This window comes from Bradyrhizobium genosp. L (genome assembly GCF_015624485.1).
Lineage (GTDB): Bacteria > Pseudomonadota > Alphaproteobacteria > Rhizobiales > Xanthobacteraceae > Bradyrhizobium.
Genome location: NZ_CP061378.1, coordinates 6,767,214 through 6,784,891, shown reverse-complemented (window position 1 = coordinate 6,784,891; position 17,678 = coordinate 6,767,214). Strand labels below are relative to the sequence as shown.

14 protein-coding genes are annotated in these 17,678 nt (G+C 64.9%); 8 read left to right on the top strand and 6 right to left on the bottom strand.

Going from position 1 to position 17,678, the window contains the following annotated elements; translation table 11 throughout:
• Positions 1-3 precede the first annotated feature (3 nt).
• A complete protein-coding gene (gene metF, locus IC762_RS32345; RefSeq protein ID WP_195786130.1) occupies positions 4-909 on the bottom strand; it encodes a methylenetetrahydrofolate reductase [NAD(P)H] in 906 nt (301 codons plus the stop codon).
• 398 nt (positions 910-1,307) lie between these two features.
• On the opposite strand from metF, the gene IC762_RS32340 reads away from it, so the two are divergent.
• Positions 1,308-2,327: an LLM class flavin-dependent oxidoreductase gene (locus IC762_RS32340; RefSeq protein WP_195786129.1), complete on the top strand. Its 1,020-nt coding sequence runs from the start codon at positions 1,308-1,310 to the stop codon at positions 2,325-2,327.
• A 154-nt stretch (positions 2,328-2,481) separates the two neighbouring features.
• Here IC762_RS32340 and IC762_RS32335 read toward each other — a convergent pair whose 3' ends face one another.
• Together IC762_RS32335 and IC762_RS32330 are read right to left on the bottom strand one after the other, a co-directional pair.
• A complete protein-coding gene (locus IC762_RS32335; RefSeq protein ID WP_195786128.1) occupies positions 2,482-3,342 on the bottom strand; it encodes a prephenate dehydratase in 861 nt (286 codons plus the stop codon).
• A gap of 91 nt (positions 3,343-3,433) precedes the next feature.
• On the bottom strand, positions 3,434-4,174 hold the full coding sequence (locus tag IC762_RS32330) for a 3-deoxy-manno-octulosonate cytidylyltransferase (RefSeq protein WP_195786127.1): 741 nt from the start codon (positions 4,172-4,174) through the stop codon (positions 3,434-3,436).
• Between the two features lie 239 nt (positions 4,175-4,413).
• Between IC762_RS32330 and IC762_RS32325 the strand changes: the two genes are divergently transcribed.
• The 6 genes from IC762_RS32325 (at position 4,414) to IC762_RS32300 (ending at position 12,909) form a co-directional block, all read left to right on the top strand.
• Positions 4,414-4,962 (top strand): c-type cytochrome, encoded by a 549-nt coding sequence (locus tag IC762_RS32325; RefSeq protein WP_195786126.1) that lies wholly within the window; start codon positions 4,414-4,416, stop codon positions 4,960-4,962.
• Between the two features lie 269 nt (positions 4,963-5,231).
• Positions 5,232-7,088 carry an extracellular solute-binding protein gene (locus IC762_RS32320; RefSeq protein ID WP_195786125.1) on the top strand — a complete coding sequence of 619 codons (1,857 nt, stop codon included), beginning with the start codon at positions 5,232-5,234 and terminating at the stop codon, positions 7,086-7,088.
• A gap of 17 nt (positions 7,089-7,105) precedes the next feature.
• The gene (locus IC762_RS32315; protein WP_195786124.1) at positions 7,106-8,977 is read left to right on the top strand and encodes an extracellular solute-binding protein; all 1,872 of its coding nucleotides are present in this window, start codon (positions 7,106-7,108) and stop codon (positions 8,975-8,977) included.
• A 3-nt stretch (positions 8,978-8,980) separates the two neighbouring features.
• Entirely contained in the window at positions 8,981-10,093 is a 1,113-nt protein-coding gene (locus tag IC762_RS32310; protein ID WP_195786123.1) for a microcin C ABC transporter permease YejB, read from the top strand.
• Positions 10,093-11,280, top strand: coding sequence for an ABC transporter permease (locus IC762_RS32305; protein WP_195786122.1), 1,188 nt, complete (start codon positions 10,093-10,095; stop codon positions 11,278-11,280). Before IC762_RS32310 ends, IC762_RS32305 begins: the two co-directional genes overlap by 1 nt.
• A gap of 3 nt (positions 11,281-11,283) precedes the next feature.
• Positions 11,284-12,909, top strand: coding sequence for an ABC transporter ATP-binding protein (locus IC762_RS32300; protein WP_195786121.1), 1,626 nt, complete (start codon positions 11,284-11,286; stop codon positions 12,907-12,909).
• A 391-nt stretch (positions 12,910-13,300) separates the two neighbouring features.
• Here the strand turns inward: IC762_RS32300 and IC762_RS32295 are convergent, their stop codons facing one another.
• Together IC762_RS32295 and IC762_RS32290 are read right to left on the bottom strand one after the other, a co-directional pair.
• On the bottom strand, positions 13,301-14,143 hold the full coding sequence (locus IC762_RS32295; protein WP_195786120.1) for a C40 family peptidase: 843 nt from the start codon (positions 14,141-14,143) through the stop codon (positions 13,301-13,303).
• A complete protein-coding gene (locus IC762_RS32290) occupies positions 14,136-15,512 on the bottom strand; it encodes a leucyl aminopeptidase family protein (protein ID WP_195786119.1) in 1,377 nt (458 codons plus the stop codon). The genes IC762_RS32295 and IC762_RS32290 overlap by 8 nt, the downstream gene beginning before the upstream one ends.
• A gap of 196 nt (positions 15,513-15,708) precedes the next feature.
• Between IC762_RS32290 and IC762_RS32285 the strand changes: the two genes are divergently transcribed.
• Complete coding sequence (locus IC762_RS32285; protein WP_195786118.1) at positions 15,709-16,521, top strand: tetratricopeptide repeat protein; 813 nt, start codon at positions 15,709-15,711, stop codon at positions 16,519-16,521.
• Positions 16,522-16,697: 176 nt separating this feature from the next.
• Here IC762_RS32285 and IC762_RS32280 read toward each other — a convergent pair whose 3' ends face one another.
• Entirely contained in the window at positions 16,698-17,672 is a 975-nt protein-coding gene (locus tag IC762_RS32280) for a type II secretion system F family protein (RefSeq protein WP_195786117.1), read from the bottom strand.
• Positions 17,673-17,678 lie beyond the last annotated feature (6 nt).

Here is a 17,678-nt window from a genome sequence, read left to right as displayed (position 1 = left end):
GAGCTAAGCAGCCTTCTGGGCGCCATTCGGCCGGATGCCGAGCAGATGGCTGATCGCGAACACCAGGTCCGCGCGGTTCATGGTGTAGAAGTGGAAAGTGTCGACGCCGCGCTTGAACAGTTTTTGCACCTGGCCGGCGGCGACGGTGGCCGCGACCAGCTTGCGGGTCTCGGCGTCGTTGTCGAGGCCGTCGAATTTCTCCGCCAGCCAGTCCGGCACGCTGGTGCCGGCGCGGGTGACGAAATTGCGCGCTTGCTTGAAATTGTGCATCGGCATGATGCCCGGCACGATCGGAATCGCGATGCCGCGCGCCTGCACGCGGTCGACGTAGCGGTAGTAGAGCTCGTTGTCGAAGAATACCTGCGTAATCGCGCGATCGGCGCCGGCGTCGACCTTGGCTTGCAGGGTGTCGATGTCGGCATCGAAGTCGGCGGCTTCCGGATGCTTCTCGGGATAGGCGGACACCGACACCTCGATGTCGGCGTGGCGCCTCTTGATCCCGGCGACGAGTTCGGCCGAGCTCTGGTAGCCGTCCGGATGGGTGAAATAGGGCGTGCCGATGCCGGCCGGCGGATCGCCGCGCAGCGCCACGATGTGGCGGACACCGACCTCGTGGTAGCGGTCGACGATCTCGTCGATCTCTCCGCGCGAGGAGCCGACGCAAGTCAGATGCGCGGCCGGCAGCAGGTCGGTCTCGCGCAGGATGCGGCTGATCGTCGAATGGGTGCGCTCACGGGTCGAGCCGCCGGCGCCATAGGTCACCGAGACGAAGTTCGGGGTCAGCGGCGCCAGGCGGTTGATGGTGTCCCAGAGATTGCGCTCCATCTCCTCGGTCTTCGGCGGGAAGAACTCGAAGGAGATCTTTGGCGCGCGCTGCCCGTTCGGCAGGGGAGAAAAGGTCTCGGTCATGATACGCAAGGGCTCCGCAACGAGTGGGCAGACGTCTGGCCGGGTATGGAGGTTGTAAGATAAGCGAAATCGGCTGGATCAAACAGCCCATCGGATATGGGAAATTGCCCAATACAGCCAAATATATGCTTCTAGTGATCGTTATGACGACCTAAGTGGGCAGGATACATGAGCGCCTCAGCTTAATATAAAGTATTGTTATAATAGATAAAAGGTATTTCGCCGAAGCGGTTATCGTTGGAGCCTGGAATGTGGGCAGTGTGATTTCCATATGAAATGCCCTAATTCATCCCAACGGACGCGACCGGCCCGCCGATCGGCTGCGGTGTTCCGGCGCGGGCCTGATCTGCGCGGCCGGGGCCTTTGTCGGCCCGTTGGCCCCCACTAGGTTGAGCGCCATGATCCCGCTCTCCGTCCTCGATCTCTCGGTCGTCACATCAGGCACAAAACCTGCGGCCGCGCTGCGCAACAGCATCGATCTGGCGCGTCATGTCGATGGGCTCGGCTATGTCCGGTACTGGCTCGCCGAGCACCACAACCTCGCCTCCGTCGCGAGCCCGGCGCCCGATATAATGATCGGGCAGATCGCGGCGGTGACGCAGCACATCCGTGTCGGCTCCGGCGGCGTGATGCTGCCTAACCATGCGCCGCTGGTCGTCGCCGAACGCTTCAAGATGCTGGAGGCGCTGTTTCCCGGCCGCATCGATCTCGGCCTCGGCCGCGCGCCCGGCACCGATGGCGCCACGGCCTACGCGCTGCGCAGCCGGCTCGACAAGCGCGAGGGCGACGATTTCCTGGAGCGGCTGCACGAATTGACCTTGTGGGAGACGCGGGATTTCCCGGCCGGCCATCCGTACCACAAGGTGGTGGCGATGCCGGACGATTCGCCGCTGCCGCCGATCTGGCTGCTCGGCTCCAGCGATTACTCGGCCGAGCTCGCTGCCCAGGTCGGGATGGGCTTTGCGTTCGCACATCATTTCGCAACCCATGATGCGGTCGCGGCGATGACGAATTATCGCGCGCATTTCCATGCCTCGGGCTGGCGCGCCGCGCCGCAGGCGATCCTCGCGGTCGCGGCCGTCGCGGCCGAGACCGATGCGGAAGCCGAACAGCTCGCGATGTCGATGGATCTCAACCGCCTGCGCCGCGATCGCGGCCAGTACCTGCCGCTGCCCAGCGTCGAGGAGGCGATGGCCTATCCCTATACCGACGCCGAGCGCGCCTCGATCGCACGCAACCGCGCCCGCTTCTTCGTCGGCAGCCCGGCGACGGTGATGGCGAAACTCGAGCCGCTGATCGCAGCGACCGAGGCGGATGAGCTGATGGTGATCACGGCCGTGTACGATCACGAGGCGAGGAAGAAGTCCTACAGCCTGCTGGCGGAGACGTTCGGGCTTGTGAAGAGGGGCGCCGCATAACGATCGTCGTCCCGGCGAAGGCCGGGACCCATACGCCGCGGCCCCTGTTGTGAACGGGACTCGTCGTTCCAGCGCTGCGCAACAAGCTGCATTTGTGGTTATGGGTCCCGGCCTTCGCCGGGACGACGCGCGGAGAGAATTGCGCCCGCGCGGCCTAGTCCCGCGTCTCGCTGAACGTGGCGCGGAACGGATGGCCGGGATAGACGCCGACGATGCGGAATTCGCGCGAGAAGAACTTCAGCTCCTCCAGCGCAAAGGCGAGCCCGCGGTCGTCGGGATGGCCGTCGACATCGGCATAGAATTGCGTGGCGAAGAAATTGCCGTCGACCATGTAGCTCTCGAGCTTGGTCATGTTGACGCCGTTGGTGGCAAAGCCGCCCAGTGCCTTGTACAGCGCGGCGGGCAAATTGCGTACCCGGAACACGAAGCTCGTGACCAGCGGGCCCGAGCCTTGCGCGGCCCATTTCGCCTCGCGCGCCAGCACCACGAAGCGGGTGGTGTTGTGATCCTCATCCTCGACGTTCTCGGCCAGGATATCGAGGCCGTAGATCTCGGCGGCAAGCCGCGAGGCGATTGCCGCGACGTGCTTGTCGCCGCGCTCGGAGATGTCGCGCGCGCTGCCGGCGGTGTCGACCGCGACGATCGGCTTGATGCCGAGCTTGCGCATGCTGCGCCGGCACTGGCCGAGCGCCTGGACATGGCTTTCGACGCTCTTGATGTCGGCAAGCCTGGCGCCCTTGATCGCCATCAGCTGATGACGGATCGGCAGGAACCACTCGCCGACGATGAACAGGCCCGACGCCGGCAGCAGATGGTGGATGTCGGCGACGCGGCCGGCCACCGAATTCTCGATCGGGATCATGCCGAGATCGGCCTCGCCGGAGGAGATCGCGGCCAGCGCGTCCTCGAAGGTCGGGCAGGGCATCGGCTCGGCGTCGGGATAGGCCTCGACGATCGCGATATGGGAATTGGCGCCAGGCTCGCCCTGGAACGCGATTTTCAGCTTCTTGGTCATGATATCTTTCCTGCGGCGCCTTTTAGAGCATGATCCGGAAAAGTGGAAACCGGTTTTCCGGGAAGGTCATGCTCAATCCAAGAGATGCCGATCAGGCTTTGGAAAGGATTGTACGCGCGGTGTCCAGGTCGGCGGCGGTGTCGACGCCGCGCGGCACCGTGTCGACGATGGTGACGTCGATCCGCATCCCCGCCTCCAGCGCGCGGAGCTGCTCGAGCTTCTCCTGCTGCTCGAGCGGCGAGGGCGGCAGCCGCACGAACCGCTCCAGCGCGGCGCGGCGGTAGGCATAGAGGCCGATATGATGGTAGCGCGGCCCGTCGCCATAGGGCGCGGAGGCGCGGGTGAAGTAGAGCGCACGCAGCCGGTTCGGCCCGATCGGCGAGCCGACCGCCTTGACCACGCTGGGCGCCCGGTCCTCCTCCTCGGTATGGATCCGCGAGGCCAGCGTCGAGATGTCGACGGTCGGATCGGCAAGCGCCGGCATCACCGCGCGGATGGTGTCGGGCGTGATGGTCGGGAAATCGCCCTGCAGATTGACCACGATCTCGGCGCTGCCGTTCGGGTCCAGGATCGTCATCGCCTCATGGATCCGGTCCGAGCCGGACGGGTGCTCGGCGCGGGTCATCACCACCTCGCCGCCATGGGCTGTCACCGCGGCCGCGATCTCCGCCGTATCGGTGGCCACCGCAACCCGCCCGATCCCGGCCGCCTCCGCCCGCCGCAGCACATGGACGATCATCGGCAGGCCGGCGATGTCCAGGAGCGGCTTTCCAGGCAGGCGGGTCGCGGCCATGCGGGCCGGAATCAGCACCAAGGTACGGGAGGCGGTCATTCGGCTCCAAGATTATCGAGAAGGCTGTCCGAAAGCCTGTCCGGCCAGCGGAAATCGACGGAGAGAGGGGGTGATTGCGGCGCGTTTATACGGGTTGCCAGAGCGCGGGCAAACCGATATCTCAACCCTGCTTGGGGGGCGGTTGGATGAGGCCGATTCCCGGGTCTCTTCGCTGCTCTTTCCCCCCGGCCGCACTTCCCGGCCTGAAGTCGACATTTTAGGCCCGGAGCCTGATCGAAATGGACTCCTTCGAACTCAACAAAATCCTCGGTGCGTTGCTCGGCACCTGCATCGTCGTTCTGGTGACCAGCTTCGCCGCCGGCGCAGCGTTTGCGCCGAAGCTGCCGGAAAAGCCGGGTTTCGAGATCGCGGTCAAGGAAGAGGCGCCTGCCGGCGGCCCCGCCGCAGCTGCCGCGCCGTCCGAGCCGATCGAGAAGCTGCTGCAGACCGCCTCCGTCGAGAAGGGCGCCGCCGCGGCCAAGAAGTGCCAGGCCTGCCATACCTTCGAGAAGGGCGGCCCGAACCGCGTCGGTCCGAACCTGTTCGGCATCGTCAACGAGGCGCGCGGCGAGGGCCGTGGCTTCAACTTCTCGGCCGCGATGAAGGCCAAGGGCGGCACCTGGAGCTTCGACGACCTCAACAAGTTCATCGCCAACCCGAAGGGCTTCATCCCGGGCACTGCGATGGGCTTTGCCGGCGTTCCCAAGGACAGCGAGCGCGCCGACATCATCGCCTACCTGAACTCGAATTCGGATAAGCCCGAGCCGCTTCCGACGGCTTCGAAGTAGCGCGTTGCTTCTCCACGAAGCACACCCGGATCAGACGGCCAGGCTTCGCCTGGCCGTTTTCGCATGGGACATGCGGTGTCGCGCAGTCGTTATCGGGACGTTTCGCCGCAGCGGATTGGTTCCCGGGCGATGATCATGAGGAAAAAGCAACGTAATCTGTCGAACCGTTGCCTTATATTGGGTCCCAACTGACCGGGGGCCGCGAGCTGGAAAGACCGAACTTGGCGATCACCCGACGACACCTTCTTCAAGGCAGCGCCCTGGCCACGATGGCTCCGGCGCTTGGACTGAACTCCGGCCTGTCCGCGATCATGCCGGCCTTTGCGGACGATGCCCCGAACGGGCTGAAATGGCGGAATGGGGTTTCCACCTACGGCGAAGTTAAATATCCCGCCGACTTCAAGCGCTACGATTACGTCAATCCGGACGCGCCGAAGGGTGGCGTGGCACGGCTGTTCCAACTCGGCACCTATGACAGCTTCAACCTGGTCGTCGCGGGGTTGAAGGGGACGGTCGCCGCGGGCGTGGCCCGCATCTATGATTCCTTGATGGAGGCGTCGCTCGACGAGCCCGATACGTATTATGGCGAGCTCGCCGAGGCCGCGGCGTTTCCCGACGATTTCTCCTATGCGATCTACCGCCTGCGTCCGAGTTCACGCTGGCACGACGGCAAGCCGGTCACGCCGGAAGACGTGATTTTTTCGTTCGAGGTGCTGAAGGCGAACAGCCCGATGTTCAGCACCTACTACCGCCATATCGCGAAGGCCGAGAAGATCGGCGACCGCGACGTCAAGTTCACCTACGACGGTCCCGGCAATCGCGAACTGCCACTGATCACGGGCCAGCTCATCGTCCTGCCGAAGCATTGGTGGGAGGGGACCGACGCGCAGGGCAACAAGCGCGACGTCACCGCAAGCACATTGGAGCCGCCGCTTGGATCGGGCCCCTACAAGATCAAGGAGTTCGTTGCAGGGCGATCGCTCGTGCTCGAGCGGGTCAAGGACTATTGGGGCAAGGACATCCCGATCGCAGTTGGGCAGAACAATTTCGACGAGATCCGCTACGAATATTTCCGCGACGATACCGTGGGACGCGAGGCTCTGAAGGCTGACCAGTTCGATTGGTATGGTGAGCGCAGCGCCAAGGAGTGGTCGTCCTCCTACGACGTGCCGGCCGTGCGCGAGAAGCGCCTGCTCAAGGAGCTGTTCCCCGTCCGCAATCTCGGCCGGATGCAGGGTTGGGTGTTCAACCTCAGGCGTCCGAAGTTTGCCGATGCCAGGCTGCGCCGCGCCTTCAACTACGCGTTCGATTTCGAGGAGATGAATCGCACATTGTCGAACGGCGACTACCATCGCGACTCCAGTTATTTCGATGGTATCCCCGACCTGATGGCGACCGGCCTGCCTGAAGGCAAGGAGCTCGAGATTCTCGAGACGGTGCGCGACAAGGTGCCGCCCGAGGTATTCACCACGCCTTACAAGGATCCAGTCGGCGGCACGCCGGAAAACGTGCGCGCCAATCTGCGCGAAGCGACACGCTTGCTGAAAGAGGCCGGGTTTGAGGTCCGCGATCGCAAGCTCGTCGATGCTTCCGGCCAACCCTTCACCGTCGAGCTGCTTGGCACCAGCTCCGATCCCGGCATGGAGCGGATTTCACTGTTCTACAAGCCGAGCCTCGAACGGCTCGGCATCGCGCTCAATCTGCGCGCCGTCGACACCGTGCAGTATCAGAACCGGATCCGAGATTTCGATTTCGACATGACGACCACCGTATGGCCGCAGTCGATCTCTCCGGGCAATGAAGAGCGCGATAATTTCGGGTCGCAGGCTGCCGACCGGCCGGGCTCTAGCAATCTCCCCGGCATCAAGAATCCGGCCGTCGATGCCATCATCGAGCGCGTCATTTTCGCCAAGAGTCGCACCGAACAAGTCGCCGCCGCCAAGGCGCTGGACCGGGTCCTGCTCTGGAACTTCTATTGCGTTCCGCACTTCAATTACGACCAGCAGCGCTATGTGTATTGGGATCGCTTCAGCCATCCTGACCCGCTGCCGAAATACGGCGTCTCCGGCTTCCCAAATCTCTGGTGGTACGACGCCGACAAGGCAGCCAAGCTCAAGCGTTCATAACGTCCAAGGATCAGCGCATGGCGCACTTCACTCGTCGGCACGCACTCGGTCTCGGCATCGGCGCGTTGAGTGCTGCAGGATTTCGTGCCGTGCCGGCGGCGGCCGAAGCTGACGCCGAGATGCACGGCATATCGGTGTTTGGCGACCTCAAATATCCGGCGGACTTCCAGCAGTTCGACTACGTCAATGCCAAGGCCCCGAAGGGCGGAGCGTTCTCGCTGATCCCCTCGGTGCGGGCCTATAACCAGTCCTATTTCACCTTCAGCTCGCTCAACGCCTACATCCTGAAGGGTGAAGGCGCGCAGGGCATGGACATGACCTTCGCGACCTTGATGTCGCGCGCCAACGATGAGCCCGACGCGATGTACGGCTTCGCCGCGAAGTCGGTGCAGATCTCGCCGGACAAATTGAGCTACCGCTTCACGATGCGGCCCGAGGCGCGTTTCCACGACGGCACCAAGTTGACCGCGCAGGATGTCGCCTTCTCGTTCAATACGCTGAAGGCAAAGGGCCATCCGCTGATCCAGGTGCAGCTGCGCGATTTCGTCAAGGCCGAGGCGCCCGACGACGCGACCGTCGTCGTGACCTTCGCGCAGGGGCGCGCCCGCGACGTGCCGCTCTATGTCGCGAGCCTGCCGATCTTCTCGAAAGCCTATTACGCGACGCAGCCGTTCGAGGAGTCGACATTGGAAACGCCGCTCGGCTCGGGGCCGTACAAGGTCGGCAGGTTCGAGGCCAACCGCTACATCGAATACGACCGGGTCAAGGACTGGTGGGCCGCCGATCTTCCGGTCAATCGCGGCAGCTACAATTTCGATACGGTGCGCTACGAATTCTACCGCGATCGCGACGTCGCCTTCGAAGGCTTCACCGGCAAGAACTATCTGTTCCGCGAAGAATTGACCGCGCGCATCTGGGCGACGCGCTATGACTTCCCGGCCGCCAAGGACGGCCGTGTCAAGCGCGAGGTCCTGCCCGACGACACGCCGTCCGGCGCGCAGGGCTGGTTCATCAACATGCGCCGCGACAAGTTCAGGGATCCGCGCGTGCGCGAGGCGCTGACCAACGCCTTCGATTTCGAATGGACCAACAAGACCATCATGTACGGCACCTATGCCCGCACGGTGTCGCCGTTCCAGAACTCGGACCTGATGGCGAGCGGGCCGCCGTCGCCGGAAGAACTCGCACTGCTCGAGCCGTTTCGCGGCCAGGTGCCGGACGAAGTGTTCGGCGTGCCGTTCTTGCCGCCGGTCACCGACGGATCGGGGCAGGATCGCACCCAGTTACGCAAGGCCGTGCAACTGCTCAACGACGCCGGCTATGCCGTCAAGGACGGCAAGCGCGTGCTGCCGAACGGCGAACCCTTCACGATCGAATTCCTGGTCGACGAGCCGTCGTTGCAGCCGCATCACGGGCCTTATCTGAAGAACCTCGGCACGCTCGGGATCGACGCCACATTCCGCCTGGTCGACGCCGTCCAGTATCGTGCACGCCTGGAAGATTTCGATTTCGACATGACGATGGAGCGCTTCAACTTCTCGGCGACACCTGGCGACGGTATCCGGGCATTCTTTTCCTCGGATGCGGCCAAGACCAAGGGATCGTACAACCTCGCAGGCATTTCCAGCCCCGTCATCGACGCGCTGATCGAGAAGATTCTCGGCGCCGACAACCGCCAGGCGCTGACGGTGGCGTGCCGCGTCTTCGACCGCGTGTTCCGCGCCGGCCGTTACTGGGTGCCGCAATGGTATTCCGACAAGCACCGCGTCGCCTATTGGGACCAGTATGCGCATCCGGAGAAGCCGGCGAAATATGCCCAAGGCGTCGGTGCGCCTGAGAATTGGTGGATTGACGCGACCAAGGCTTCCAAGCTCGAGCAGGCGAAGTAGCCGATGAGCGCCTATATCGCCCGCCGTATTCTGCTGATGCTGCCGACCCTGCTCGGCATCCTCTTCGTTTCCTTCGTCGTCGTGCAGTTCGCGCCGGGCGGGCCGGTCGAGCGCGTCATCGCGCAGATCAACGGCGCCGACACCGGCGGCACCTCGCGCGTCTCGGGCGGCGGTGGTGATTTCGGCGCGCAGCGTGGCCAGACCGGCGCCGGAGCGGCCGGTGCGGTCAACTCGAAATACCGCGGCGCGCAGGGGCTCGATCCTGACTTCATCAAGAAGCTCGAGGTGCAGTTCGGCTTCGACAAGCCGGCGCCGGAACGCTTCCTGCTGATGGTCTGGAATTTCGCCCGCTTCGACTTCGGCAACAGCTATTTCCGCAGCGACAGCGTGATCCATCTGATCAAGGAGAAGCTGCCGGTCTCGATCTCGCTCGGCCTCTGGATGACGCTCTTGACCTACCTGATCTCGATCCCGCTCGGCATCCGCAAGGCAGTGCAGGACGGTTCGCGGTTCGACACCTGGACCTCGGCGGTGGTCATCATAGGTTTCGCAATTCCCGGCTTCCTGTTTGCGATCCTCTTGATCATCCTGTTCGCCGGCGGCTCGTTCCTCAACATCTTCCCGTTGCGCGGGCTGACCTCGGACGGCTGGTCGCAATTCCCCTGGTACTGGAAGATCATCGATTATTTCTGGCACCTGACGCTGCCGATGATCTCGATGGCGCTCGGGGCCTTCGCCACCATGACGCTGCTGACCAAGAACTCGTTCCTCGACGAGATCCGCAAACAGTATGTGGTGACGGCGCGCGCCAAGGGCTGCAGCGAACGCCAGGTGCTGTACGGCCACGTCTTCCGCAATGCGATGCTGATCGTGATCGCCGGCTTCCCGGGCGCGTTCATCCACGCCTTCTTCTCCGGCTCGCTGCTGATCGAGACCATCTTCTCGCTCGACGGGCTCGGCCTGCTCGGCTTCGAGAGCATCCTGAACCGCGATTATCCGGTGGTGTTCGGAACGCTGTTCATCTTTTCGCTGGTCGGGCTCGTGGTCAATCTGGTCTCCGATCTCACCTATATGTGGATCGATCCACGGATCGATTTCGAGGCGCGGGAGGTCTGATGACTGTGCTCGCGCCCCAGCAACCGGTCGAAACCACGACGCAATCGCCGCTCGGCGAGGCGGTGCCCGCCACGAGGCACGGCTTTTCGCCATCGCCGCTGAACAAGCGGCGCTGGCAGAGCTTCAAGGCGAACCGCCGCGGCTACTGGTCGTTCTGGATCTTCCTCGTGCTGTTCGTGGTGTCGCTGTTCGCCAACTTCATCGCCAACGACAAGCCGCTGCTGGTCAGGTATGACGGCCACCTGTACTGGCCGGTGGTGAAGAGCTATGCCGAGACCACCTTCGGCGGCGATTTCGAGACCGAGGCCGACTATCGCGATCCCTATCTGCAGAAGCAGATCGCGGCGAAGGGCGGAAGCATCGTCTGGGCGCCGATCCGCTACTCCTACGACACCCGCAACCTCGATCCGCCGACGCCGGTGCCGTCGAAGCCGACCTGGCTGTTGACCGAGGCGCAGTGCAAGGACGTCGTGCAGCGCAAGGGCCTGAAAGGCTGCCGCGACCTCGAATACAATTGGCTCGGCACCGACGACCAGGGCCGCGACGTGGTGGCGCGGCTGATCTACGGCTTCCGCATCTCGGTGCTGTTCGGCCTGACCTTGACCATCCTGTCCTCGATCATCGGCGTCGCCGCCGGCGGCATCCAGGGCTATTTCGGCGGCTGGACCGACCTGATCTTCCAGCGGCTGATCGAGATCTGGACCGCGATCCCCTCGCTCTATCTGCTCCTGATCATCTCGGCGGTGCTGCCGCCGGGCTTCTTCATCCTGCTCGGCATCCTCTTGCTGTTTTCCTGGGTTTCGCTGGTCGGGCTGGTGCGCGCCGAGTTCTTGCGCGGGCGCAACTTCGAGTACATCCAGGCGGCGCGCGCACTCGGCGTCTCCAACAAGGTGATCATGTGGCGCCATCTGCTGCCGAACGCGATGGTGGCGACCATGACGTTCCTGCCCTTCATCGTGTCGTCCTCGGTGATGACGCTGACGGCGCTGGATTTCCTCGGCTTCGGCCTGCCGCCCGGCTCGCCGTCGCTCGGCGAGTTGCTGTCGCAGGGCAAGGCCAATGTGCAGGCGCCGTGGCTCGGCCTCACCGGATTCTTCGCGGTCGCGATCATGCTGTCGCTGCTGATCTTCATCGGCGAGGCCGCGCGCGATGCCTTCGATCCGCGCAAGACGTTCTCGAGGGGCTGACGCATGGACGCGACCAACCAGCCCCTGCTCGACGTCAGCGACCTCTCGGTCGCATTCGGCCGCTCGCTTGCGGTGGACCGCATTTCGTTCTCGATCAAGCGCGGCGAGTGCGTCGCGCTGGTCGGTGAATCCGGATCGGGAAAATCCGCCAGCGCGCTGTCGGTCCTGAAGCTGTTGCCCTATCCCGCGGCCTCGCATCCGTCCGGCGCGATCCGCTTCCGCGGCCGAGATCTCCTGACCGCGTCCGATCGCGAGATGCGTGAGGTGCGGGGCAACGACATCTCGATCATCTTCCAGGAGCCGATGACCTCGCTCAATCCGCTCCACACCATCGAATCCCAGATCGGCGAGATCCTGTCGCTGCACCGGGGCATTGGCGGCTCCGCGGCGCGGGCGCGCACGCTGGAGCTGCTGGGTCAGGTCGGCATCCCCGAGCCGGAGACGCGGCTGAAGAGCTATCCGCATCAATTGTCGGGCGGCCAGCGCCAGCGCGTGATGATCGCGATGGCGCTCGCCAACGAGCCGGACCTCCTGATCGCGGACGAGCCGACCACGGCGCTCGACGTCACCGTGCAGGCGCAGATCCTGACGCTGCTCGCGGAGATCCGCACCCGGCTCGGCATGAGCCTGTTGTTCATCACCCACGATCTCGGCATCGTCCGCCGCATCGCCGACACCGTCTGCGTGATGAACAGCGGCAAGATCGTCGAGCAGGGGCCGGTCGAGCAGGTCTTCACCGCGCCGAAGCATGCCTATACCCGAGCGCTGCTCGCGGCCGAGCCGAAGCCGGACCCGGCGCCGCCGCAGCCGGACGCGCCGGTCGTGATGAAGGCCGACGATCTCAAGGTCTGGTTTCCGATCAAGCGCGGGCTGCTGCGCTCGACCGTCGGCCATATCAAGGCGGTCGACGGCGTCAGCCTCGCGGTGCGCAAGGGCGAGACGCTCGGCGTGGTCGGCGAATCCGGCTCCGGCAAGACCACGCTCGGGCTGGCGCTGCTGCGGCTGATCTCCTCTAACGGTCCGATCGTATTCCTCGGCAAGGACATTCAGGGCCTGCGCTTCAGCGAGATGCTGCCGATCCGCCGCGACATGCAGATCGTGTTCCAGGATCCGTTCGGCTCGCTCAGCCCGCGGATGTCGGTCGCCGACATCGTCGCCGAGGGGCTCGAGGTGCACCAGAAGCAGCTGTCGCGCGAGCAACGCGAGACGCGGGTGATCAAGGCCCTGAACGAAGTCGGCCTCGATCCGGAGTCGCGCTTCCGCTATCCGCATGAATTCTCCGGCGGCCAGCGCCAGCGCATCTCGATCGCACGCGCGGTCGTGTTGGAGCCGAACTTCGTCGTGCTGGACGAGCCGACCTCGGCGCTCGACATGCTGTTCCAGGCGCAGATGGTCGACCTGCTGCGCGACCTGCAGCGCAAGCGCGATCTCACCTACATGTTCATCTCGCACGATCTGCGTGTGGTCGCGTCGCTGGCGAGCCATCTGATCGTGATGAGATCCGGCAAGGTGGTCGAGGAGGGGCCTGCCGTCGAGCTCTTCAAGAACCCGAAGAGCGACTACACCCGCGCCTTGTTCGCCGCCGCATTCCGGCTGGAAACGGACGGCGAGGGCGCGGTGGCGACGTGAGTAGCGGCGACACCGCTTGCGCGACTTCGGAATAATGGAAGAATACCGCTGATTTGCCCGACGTGTCAAGCTGCGTGTCGAGCGCCGGCCGCCGCCGGCTCCTTTGCATGGGGTTGTTTTTCGATATTTTGGCAGCCGCGTAGGATGGGTGGAGCGAAGCGATACCCATCGTCGTGCCCGCGCGGATGGAAATTGACGGGTATCGCTGCGCTCCACCCATCCTACGGACTCTCGCTCGAAGCGGACGGCGTAGGAGGCGGTGGCGACGTGACTCAAGCCCGTCATTCCGGGGCTCGCGAAGCGAGAACCCGGAATCCATCGGGCCGCATGCTCCGTGGATGAATGGATTCCGGGCTCGACGCTTCGCGTCGCCCCGGAATGACGAAGTCGGTTACAGCCGCTTGATCGCAACGACCTCGCTGCCGGCTGCCTTGATCCGTGCGATCGCCGCTTGCGCGTTCTCGACCACCGTCGCCATGTGATGTGCATTCGCGTGCACGATCGTGTCGGCGTCGCGCGCGATCGCGACATGGCCCTTCCAGAAGATCAAATCACCGCGCGTGAGGTGCCTCGCTTCCGCAGCGGTCAATTCCCGGCCGAGCCCCTCCTGCTGCATGTCGCTGTCGCGCGGACAGCCGGTGCCCGACGCCGTCAGCGCAACCTGCACCAGGCCGGAGCAATCGATGCCGAGGCTCGATTTGCCGCCCCACAGATAGGGCGTGCCGACGAACCGCTCGGCGACTGCGACAAAGTCGGTCTGCATCGCATCGAGCGCGGCGAGATGCAGGCGCGGCAAATGCCAGCCGTCGCGGGTCACCGCGAAGGCGCCGTTCTCGCGGAGGACAGTCAGCTTCGCTCCCATCGCCAGCGCCTCGACCGGCGGCAGCTTGATCGACGGTCCGGGGAAGGCGAGCGTGCGCAGCGCCGTCACCTTGTGCGTCGGCGCAGCGCCTGCCTTCACCAGCGCGGCATCGGGAATCCAGCCGACATAACCGTCATCGACCAGCTGGCCCCAGGCCCAGCCTTCGCCGTTGCGGTCATAGATCGTGACGCGCTCGCCCTTCAGCGCCTGCGTCATCTGTTCGGCATCGGCGGCCGGCGCCTGGCGCAGCGGCGCGATGGCGTCAGCGACCTCGAATACCACGCCCTCGACGAAGCGCGCGGCCTTGACCTTGCCTTCGAGATACTTCGCGGCGAGGTCGTCGCGGGCCGGTGTCAGTCTGACATCATGCATAGCGCTGGCTCAACAGTTTGTAGATCGCGCGCGCGGCCTGGCATTCGCCGCCTTCGGGCCGACCGGGCTTTGCCGACGGCGTCCAGCCGTAGATATCGACATGCAGCCAGTTCGAGGCATGCTCGACGAAGCGTTGCAGGAACAGCGCGCAGGTGATCGAGCCCGCAAAGCCGCCCGACGGCGCGTTGTTGATGTCGGCGGTCTTGGAGTCGAGCCAGGTGTCGTAGGCCGGCCACAGCGGCATGCGCCACAACGGATCATTCTCTGCCTTGGCGTGAGCGGCGACATCGGCGGCAAGCGTCTCATCATTGGTGTAAAAGGGCGGTAAATCCGGCCCCAGCGCCACCCGCGCCGCGCCGGTCAGGGTGCCCAGATCGACCAGCAGCTCCGGCTTTTCCTCGTCGGCCAGCGCCAGCGCATCGGCGAGCACCAGCCGGCCCTCGGCGTCGGTGTTGCCGATCTCGACCGTGATGCCCTTGCGCGATCTGAAGATGTCGAGCGGGCGGAACGCATTGCCGGCCACCGCATTTTCGACCGCCGGGATCAGCACGCGCAGCCGCAGCTTGAGCTTGGCGTCCATCACCATCTGCGCCAGCGCCAGCACGTTGGCGGCGCCGCCCATGTCCTTCTTCATGATCAGCATGCCGCTCGACGGCTTGAGGTCGAGCCCGCCGGTGTCGAAGCAGACGCCCTTGCCGACCAAGGTCACCTTCGGGTGCGCCGGATCGCCCCAGCTCAGGTCGATCAGCAGCGGCGGGCGTGTCGACGCCATGCCGACGGCGTGAATGAGCGGAAAGTCCTGTTCGAGCTCGGCGCCGCTGATGCAGTTGATGCTCGCACCAAACCGGCCGGCCAGCTCGCGGGCGACGCCGGCAAGCTCGGCCGGGCCCATGTCGTTGGAGGGCGTGTTGATGAGGTCGCGCGCCAGCGCCGCCGCCTCCGCCATGCGCGCCACGTCGGTGACGTCGACGCCGTCGGGCGGCACCAGGCGGACGTCGGGGGTCTCGTTCTTGCGGTAGCGGCCGAAGCGGTAGCAGCCGAGCGCGAAGCCGAGTGCCGCGAGTCGCGGTTCGTGCGGCGCATTGGCGAAGCGGTAGACGCCGGGCGGCAGCAGGCCGGGCAGCGCGCCGGGCCGGAACGGATCGCGCGCCTTGCTGGTCTCGTCCTCGAGCGCGAACAGCACCTGCGCGATGCGGCCGTCAGCCGCCGGCAAGGCGAGAACCTTGCCCGGCTTCGCCGCAAAACCGTTGGCCTCGGCGAACTGCCGCGCAAGTGGCGGCAGCTCGTCGCGGATCGCATCCCAGGTCGCCTCGGTAACGAAGGTGATCGGGATGGCGGCGGTGGCGGCGGTCGCGAAGATGGATGACATGCGGCTCTCGGCTGTTCTGGCCTTGCTGGTCGCAACTAACACGGCTTTGGCAGTGGGCGATAGCGCGGCCGTGCTTCGCTGCTCCGCTGGAACCGGGTGGCGCCGGACACGCCAATTAACCAGACGTTAGGGTTAACAGTCTATTGCTGGCGCGTTCGGCTCGATCCATTCGCCTGATTTCGTGAGTCAAAGTGCCATGCGTCGACAGTCCAAGCTGGCCCGGCCTCTCGCCCGGCATCTCGCTTCCGCGGCCCTCGTGGCGGTCCTGGGTGCAGGACTGGGCGGTTGCCAGACCATGTCCGACGTGACGGGCTCTTTGGTCTCCTCCAAGGCCGAGCAGGCGCCGGACGATCCGCGCCGCGCCGTCGAATTCTACAGCGAGCGCTACCGCAAGAATCCCAAGGACGTCGATGCCGCGATCGCCTATGGCCAGGCATTGCGCAATATCGGCCAGCGGCAGCAGGCCTGCGCCGTGCTCGAGCAGGCGACGCTGGCGAGCCCCGGCAATCGGCCGCTGCTCGCGGCCTATGGCCGTGCGCTCGCCGACAACGGCAATTCGCAGGCCGCCTTCGACGTGCTGAGCCGCGCCCACAGCCCTGACAATCCGGACTGGCGCATCCTGTCGGTGCAGGGCACCACGCTCGACAAGATGGGCCGGCACGAGGAGGCCCGCAATTATTACGAAAGCGCGCTGCGGATCGCGCCGGACGAGCCGTCGGTGCTGTCCAATCTCGGCCTCTCCTACATGCTGACCAAGGAACTGCCGAAGGCCGAGGAGACGCTGCGCCGCGCCTATGCCAGCGCCCGCGCCGACGCCAGGATCCGGCAGAATCTCGCGCTCGTCGTCGGTCTGCAGGGCCGCTTCGCGGAAGCGGAAACCATCGTCAAGGCCGACCTTCCGGCAGACGAGGCCGCGGCCAATGTCGCCTATCTCAGGGACATGCTGCGCGGCAAGAGCGGCCCACACACGGCCTCGCGCGCCGCGCCGGTGGTCGCGAAGGGCGATTAAGCAATACTCGGATGATTTTGGACTGCACCCCCCTTGAAAAGGGGAGGTCGCTTTGCTCGTGAGAGCAAAGCGGGTGGGGATCTGCTCTCTCGGCATAGAGCATCGCCCGTGGCTTGACCTCCATCCCGACCTTCCCCCTTTCAGGGGGAAGGAGCAGATCGCGGCCGCCGCGCGGCTCAATGCATGGTCGCGATCTTGATGTAGGACGGCCCGAGGATGACAATGAACAAGCAGGGCAGGAAGAACAGGATCATCGGCACGGTCAGCTTGGGCGGCAGCGCGGCCGCCTTCTTCTCGGCCTCGTTCATCCGCATGTCGCGGTTTTCCTGCGCCATCACGCGCAGGCTCTGGCCGAGCGGCGTGCCATAGCGTTCGGACTGCTGCAGCGCCATGCACACCGACTTGACGCCCTCGAGCCCGGTGCGGCGCGCCAGGTTCTCGTAGGCCGACTTGCGGTCCTGCAGGTAGGACAATTCCGCGGTGGTCAGCGCGAACTCCTCCGACAGCGCGATCGATTGCCCGGCGATCTCATTGGCCACCTTGCGGAAGGCGACTTCGACCGACATGCCCGACTCGATGCAGATCAGCAGCAAGTCGAGCGAGTCCGGGAAAGCGCGCTTGATCTGGAGCTGGCGCTTGCTGATGGCGTTCTTCAGGAACAGCATCGGCGCTTGCAGGCCGGCATAGGCCGCGCCGACGCAGATGCCGACCTTGAGCATCAGCGACCAGTTCGCGCCTGCGATGAAGAACGTATAGACGATGGCGGCGATCAGCATCACGATCGGCGTTACCGCGCGCGCGAACAGGAAGGTGACGTAGGGGGCGTGGCCGCGATAGCCCGCCATCACCAGCTTCTCGAGCGCGGCTTCCTGAGCGAGCCATTTGGTGAGGTTGAGGTCGTCGACCACCTTGGAGACGACCTGCTTCGGCGTCTGCCGCAGCGTCACCTTCTCGTTCTTGGCGAGCCGCTCGCGCTCGCGCTGCCGGATGCGTTCGCGCTCGCTGGCGACCGCCTTCATGCGCTTGTTGAGATCGCCGCCGGCGAGCAGCGGCATCACCAGCGTATAGACCGTTGCGCTTGCCGCGAAGAAGGCGAGCAGCATGGTCATGAACCTGACGTCGTGGATCTTGGCGATAAGGAAATCAATCATGCCGCA

What these genes read in the sequence shown, in the direction of transcription:
- IC762_RS32315 (WP_195786124.1), top strand. Translation starts at nt 7,106, where the DNA reads ATGGCGCACTTCACTCGTCGGCACGCACTCGGTCTCGGCATCGGCGCG.
- IC762_RS32290 (WP_195786119.1), bottom strand. Translation starts at nt 15,512, where the DNA reads ATGTCATCCATCTTCGCGACCGCCGCCACCGCCGCCATCCCGATCACC.
- IC762_RS32335 (WP_195786128.1), bottom strand. Translation starts at nt 3,342, where the DNA reads ATGACCAAGAAGCTGAAAATCGCGTTCCAGGGCGAGCCTGGCGCCAAT.
- IC762_RS32310 (WP_195786123.1), top strand. Translation starts at nt 8,981, where the DNA reads ATGAGCGCCTATATCGCCCGCCGTATTCTGCTGATGCTGCCGACCCTG.
- IC762_RS32300 (WP_195786121.1), top strand. Translation starts at nt 11,284, where the DNA reads ATGGACGCGACCAACCAGCCCCTGCTCGACGTCAGCGACCTCTCGGTC.
- IC762_RS32285 (WP_195786118.1), top strand. Translation starts at nt 15,709, where the DNA reads ATGCGTCGACAGTCCAAGCTGGCCCGGCCTCTCGCCCGGCATCTCGCT.
- IC762_RS32320 (WP_195786125.1), top strand. Translation starts at nt 5,232, where the DNA reads ATGGCTCCGGCGCTTGGACTGAACTCCGGCCTGTCCGCGATCATGCCG.
- IC762_RS32330 (WP_195786127.1), bottom strand. Translation starts at nt 4,174, where the DNA reads ATGACCGCCTCCCGTACCTTGGTGCTGATTCCGGCCCGCATGGCCGCG.
- metF (WP_195786130.1), bottom strand. Translation starts at nt 909, where the DNA reads ATGACCGAGACCTTTTCTCCCCTGCCGAACGGGCAGCGCGCGCCAAAG.
- IC762_RS32340 (WP_195786129.1), top strand. Translation starts at nt 1,308, where the DNA reads ATGATCCCGCTCTCCGTCCTCGATCTCTCGGTCGTCACATCAGGCACA.
- IC762_RS32280 (WP_195786117.1), bottom strand. Translation starts at nt 17,672, where the DNA reads ATGATTGATTTCCTTATCGCCAAGATCCACGACGTCAGGTTCATGACC.
- IC762_RS32295 (WP_195786120.1), bottom strand. Translation starts at nt 14,143, where the DNA reads ATGCATGATGTCAGACTGACACCGGCCCGCGACGACCTCGCCGCGAAG.
- IC762_RS32325 (WP_195786126.1), top strand. Translation starts at nt 4,414, where the DNA reads ATGGACTCCTTCGAACTCAACAAAATCCTCGGTGCGTTGCTCGGCACC.
- IC762_RS32305 (WP_195786122.1), top strand. Translation starts at nt 10,093, where the DNA reads ATGACTGTGCTCGCGCCCCAGCAACCGGTCGAAACCACGACGCAATCG.